The organism is Streptomyces sp. Ru73, from assembly GCF_002920575.1.
Lineage (GTDB): Bacteria > Actinomycetota > Actinomycetes > Streptomycetales > Streptomycetaceae > Streptomyces.
In genome coordinates this window covers 1-377 of record NZ_PQSQ01000237.1, presented here as the reverse complement: position 1 = coordinate 377, position 377 = coordinate 1, and the positions used below count along the sequence as shown (strand labels likewise).

The 377-nt window shown below is 69.5% G+C and carries 1 protein-coding gene; it reads left to right on the top strand.

The features are described from left to right. On the top strand, window positions 1-377 hold a 377-nt coding region (locus C3486_RS36755), incomplete at both ends, for an NAD-glutamate dehydrogenase domain-containing protein (RefSeq protein ID WP_146075149.1).

The window sequence follows — 377 nt, the reverse complement described above, 5'->3', positions numbered from 1 at the left end:
ACGGCGATCGCCAACGCACTCGCCCAGTCCAAGGACATGCTCCACGCCCAGCAGCGCTTCATGCGCCACCTGGTGCGCGAGGGCCACCTGGACCGCGCGCTGGAGTTCCTGCCCACCGACCGGCAGATCCGTGAGCGCCTCGCGCAGGGCCAGGGCCTGACCGGCCCGGAGACGGCCGTGCTGCTGGCGTACACCAAGATCACGGTCTCCGAGGAACTGCTGGCGACCTCGCTGCCGGACGACCCCTACCTGCGCGAGCTGCTGCACTGCTACTTCCCGGCGGCGCTGCGCGAAGGGTTCGCCGACCGGATCGACAACCACCCGCTGCACCGTGAGATCACCACGACCGTGCTGGTCAACGACACGGTCAACACGGG